Annotated in this window: 5 protein-coding genes; all 5 read right to left on the bottom strand. The window is 51.7% G+C overall.

The features are described 5' to 3' along the window. On the bottom strand, positions 1 to 693 hold a 693-nt coding region (locus tag ACR0P9_RS08185), incomplete at its 3' end, for a response regulator transcription factor (protein WP_432619083.1). Between the two features lie 151 nt (positions 694 to 844). Next, positions 845 to 1657, bottom strand: coding sequence for an EFR1 family ferrodoxin (locus ACR0P9_RS08190; RefSeq protein WP_432619085.1), 813 nt, complete (start codon positions 1655 to 1657; stop codon positions 845 to 847). A 30-nt stretch (positions 1658 to 1687) separates the two neighbouring features. Beyond that, a complete protein-coding gene (locus ACR0P9_RS08195; RefSeq protein WP_432619087.1) occupies positions 1688 to 2437 on the bottom strand; it encodes a gamma-glutamyl-gamma-aminobutyrate hydrolase family protein in 750 nt (249 codons plus the stop codon). Between the two features lie 75 nt (positions 2438 to 2512). Then, complete coding sequence (locus ACR0P9_RS08200) at positions 2513 to 2641, bottom strand: hypothetical protein (RefSeq protein WP_432619089.1); 129 nt, start codon at positions 2639 to 2641, stop codon at positions 2513 to 2515. A 76-nt stretch (positions 2642 to 2717) separates the two neighbouring features. Beyond that, a partial coding sequence (gene recQ / locus ACR0P9_RS08205; protein ID WP_432619091.1) for a DNA helicase RecQ occupies positions 2718 to 4473 on the bottom strand: 1756 nt, incomplete at its 5' end.

Here is a 4473-nt window from a genome sequence, read left to right on the forward strand (position 1 = left end):
GTCGATTTTATAGCCGATGCCGCGCACGGTCTGAATCATCGTGCCGTCATCGTGAATCTTTTTGCGCAGCGTATTGATGTGAATATCCACCGTTCGCGTCGCACCGCCGTAATCAAAGCCCCATACCTGTTCCATGATCTGGTCGCGCGTCAGTACGCGTCCCTGATTGCGCAGCAAATCGCACAGCAGACGGAACTCCTTGCGCGTCAGCAGCACTTCCTCGCCGTCCACCGTGACGACGTGTCCATCTTCGTCTACATGGACATTGCCGTAATCATAGCTGTGCGCACCGTTTACCGCCGCGCTCTTGCCGCTCTCTACCGTTCGCCGCGCCACCGCGCGAATGCGTGACAGCAGCTCCAAAATGCCAAACGGCTTCGAGATATAATCATCTGCGCCGAGATCCAAACCGCGCACCTTATCCATCTCCGTGGTCTTTGCCGTCAGCATAATAACCGGAAGCTGGCTGGTCTCCGGCGCGGCGCGCAGATGCTTGAGGATGGACAGACCATCCTCTCCCGGCAGCATAATATCCAGCAGCACCAAATCCGGCCGCTGCTTATTTACTGCTGCATAAAAAGAACGTCCGCCCGGAAATCCCTGTGCGTCATATCCGCTTCCATTGAGCGCATAGACAACCATCGTGCGGATGCTCTCATCATCTTCTACTACATAAATGGACAGTTTATCCATACCAGTTCCTCCTATTTTTATCGTCGCTATCTAGCCATATTATAGCAGAAGTCTAACAGATCCCGCCATATCATCAGGTAAAATGTATGTAAAATCCGGCAAAAACAACGCAAACTCCCACAGCACTGCTCTGCGAGAGTTTGCATCCTTTTTATAAAAACAAATCGACATGTGCCCGACGCTGGAAATTCTTTTCCAGCTCGTGCTTATGATACAGATAAATCTCATTGTCAAAAAAGCGCGCCTGTTTGGGGCACTTTTTGATACAGGCGCCGCACTTGATGCACGGTCCGACATATTGCTTGACGTCATTGGCATCAATCGAGCCGAGCGGACACAGCTTGGCGCACAGACCACAGCCTGTACAGGCTTCGGACACGACCGGCTTGACCTTGAGGTATTCCCGCGCGTTTTTCGGCGCAAAATACGGTCTGTACGGCACATTGCCCTTGACATGCACCGACTCCTTGGGAAGCTCCTGCATTTGCTCCAATTTTTTGACGATTTGATTGGCAAAAGTATCTGCCAGCTGCAAATCCTCTGCGTCCGGTCTGCCTGCCGCCAGAATTTTGGAAAACGAATGCTCACCGACAAACGCCGCACCTGCCATCGTGCGGAATCCATTGGACTCCAACACATCGCGCAGCTCAATCAGGGCATCATCGTAATCTCGATTGCCATACAAGACAACCGGAACCGCCAGTGTCTCGCTGCCGTGAATGGCGTCGCGCACATACGGCAGCAGCTTATTCGGCACACGACCGGCATATACCGGCACGCCGACAATCGCCAGCTCGTCCGATTGACAAAAAATCTCCTGTTTTCGCGCTTTGGGCAGTGTAAAATCATCTTCCTGCACAGGAATATCCAACAATTTCGATATGGCCGCACCAATGCGCCGCACAACCGTCTGTGTGGTATTGGTCGCGCTGAAATAAATCAGACGGATACGCTTGACTTTCATCTCTACTCTTCCTCCCAGCATACTTACTGGTTATAGTATATCACATCCCCCGATATATCCCAAGCGATTTCTGTTTTCTCGGCAGGCATCGACAAAGGCGCGAAACAGCTTGCGGCTGTTTTCATCCCGCTTCCAAAACAGCTCTGGATGCCATTGTGTCGCCAAGAAAAACGGCTGGCGCCGATCTTCCACAGCCTCTACCAGTCCATCTGCCGACCATGCGCAGGCAGTGAGTGCCGGTGCCAGCTCGCGCACGCCCTGATGATGATAGCTGTTGACCGCGATATTTTGCTCGCCCAGAATCCGATACAGCAGGCTGTCCCCGTCAATCTGTACGCAGTGTACCGCTCTGTTATACGGCGGCGCCATGCAATGCTTGATTTCGCATGACATCTCCCGCTCCAAATCCTGATACAACGTGCCGCCCAGCGCCACATTGAACAGCTGGATACCGCGGCAAATGCCATAGGCCGGCTTTTGATGAATGCGGCACAGCTGCAGCAGCTCCTGTTCCATAATATCGCGCTTTTGGCAAATTTCCCCGCAGTAGTCTCTGCGGCTCTCTGCGTACAGCGCCGGATCAACATCCTGTCCGCCAGTAAACAAAACACCGTCTACCATGTCAAACAGCTGGTGCAGCTGTTTGGGGCCACAGTCCAGCGGAAAAATTACCGGAATACCGCCCGCCTGCGTGATACCCTCCAAATACCCCGGAATCATCCAAATACTGTCGCGTTGCACGTCATACAGCGGCGTCACGCCAATCATCATCTGCGTCATGTTTGCTCCCCTTTCCCGCATAAAAAAACAGAGCAGACGCCTTCGTCTGCTCCATTGCCACTTGTTGTTATTCCATTAAAATTTTACGTCATCCAGATCGTCTGCCTGTTTTACACCGACAACACCCAGTGCAATCAGTGCCGAGCCAATCGCTGCGATGACGCCGCCCATCGAAAGAACGGCAATCCATAATCCTTTTTTCATATCCTTCACCTCGTACAGATGATTTATACATAGTATACCACAAGCGGTTGCTATTTGCATCTCTTTTTTTGCATTTTTAATGATCTCGTAACATTTGCAGCAGCTTGTCTTTGTCCCGCTGACGCAAGTGTGTACGCCCTATGATTGATTCCAGCTGTCCCATGGTCTCCGGACGCTGCTGTACCAACTGTTCCAAAATTTTGTCCGAAAAGACAGCGGATGCCGGTTTTCCCTGTAATACTGCCACTTCTTTGCGAAATTCCCGCAGCTTCCGCGATAACTTTGGGTCATTGGATGTGCGGCTTTCGCGCACCATTCGCTGCTCCTGCGCCGATATATCCGCCCGCACTCGAATGGTCACTGGCTTTTTCTCAAACAAAATCGGTTTTGCCGCCGCAGTCAGGCTGAGGCGAGAGGGATTTTCCTGCCGCACCAAGCAGCCAATGCTGACGAGCCGATGAATCTCTGTCAAAATTTCTTCGCGGCTGCTGGTTTTCATAATGCCGAATGTCGATACGCTGTCATATCCCGTATCCGGTTCGCCGCGCAAAATGCAGCACAGCTGCTCGGCATCACATTGTTCTTTGACGCGATACACACAGGACAGGATTTTCTGTGCATCTATTGTGATGTCTTTTTCTACGCTTGTACTCTCGCAATTGCTGCACTGTCCGCAAAAGTCCGGCGCTTCCTGTCCAAAATACGCCAAAATATGCTGCCGCAGACACTGATCGGTAAACACATATCGTTTCATTTGATTCAGCCTTCGCAAATTTTGTTTTTTCAGCCACTCGACTTTTTCATCGGTCAGTGCCGGATTTTCTGGATCCTGCCGAATCAAATACTCATGCAGTCCAATATCCGCTTCATCAAATAACATGAGACAGTGTGCAGGTTTGCCGTCGCGTCCCGCTCTACCCGCTTCTTGATAATAGCTCTCCAAATTGCGCGGCATACCGAAATGTATGACATATCGAACATCTGCTTTATTGATGCCCATGCCAAACGCATTGGTCGCTGTGATGACCGGAAGTTCTCCGCTCAAAAATCTCTGCTGTACAGATCGGCGCGTCTCCGTGTCCAAGCCCGCATGATACGCCGCCGCAGGCAGCTGATTATCACACAGATATTGTGCCAATTCTTCGGTCTTTTTGCGCGTCAGACAGTAAATAATGCCGCATTCGGTTTTGTGTTCCTGCACAAAGCGGAGCAGCTGCTCCTCTCTGTCGTGCGGTCGGCGCACTTCATAATATAAATTCGGACGGTCAAAACTGGTGACCAATCGTTCCGGATGCTGTAAATGCAGCGACTGGATAATATCTTCGCGCACCTGCGCCGTTGCCGTCGCAGTAAACGCAGAAATGACCGGTCGTTCCGGCAGGCTGTCCAAAAACTGCGGTATTTTCCGATAGCTTGGGCGAAAGTCATGTCCCCACTGGGAAATACAATGCGCTTCATCCACCGCAACCATAGAAATCTTTAGCCGCTGCAATACATCATGAAATCGCAGGATTTCCAGCCGCTCCGGTGCGATATAAATGAGCTTGCATCGCCCCGCAGATGCTACCGCAATAGCATGGCTTCGCTCCTCCGGCGACTGCGAGCTATTGATAAAACAGGCAGAAATTCCCGCCCGCTGCAACGATGCCACTTGATCCTGCATCAGGGAAATGAGCGGAGAAATGACCAGTGTGACGCCGCGCAGCAGCATTCCTGCCATCTGATAGCAAATGGATTTTCCCGCACCGGTCGGCATCACACCGAGGACATCTCGTCCTGCGAGCATCGCATCAATCAGCTTGAGCTGCCCCGGACGGAATTCTGTATATCCA

Source organism: Butyricicoccus sp. (assembly GCF_050872565.1).
Lineage (GTDB): Bacteria > Bacillota > Clostridia > Oscillospirales > Butyricicoccaceae > Butyricicoccus_A.

Bases quoted from the DNA above. Each gene is read 5' to 3' on its own strand.
- ACR0P9_RS08190 (WP_432619085.1), bottom strand. From the start codon at position 1,657: ATGAAAGTCAAGCGTATCCGTCTGATTTATTTCAGCGCGACCAATACC.
- ACR0P9_RS08195 (WP_432619087.1), bottom strand. From the start codon at position 2,437: ATGACGCAGATGATGATTGGCGTGACGCCGCTGTATGACGTGCAACGC.
- ACR0P9_RS08200 (WP_432619089.1), bottom strand. From the start codon at position 2,641: ATGAAAAAAGGATTATGGATTGCCGTTCTTTCGATGGGCGGCGTCATC.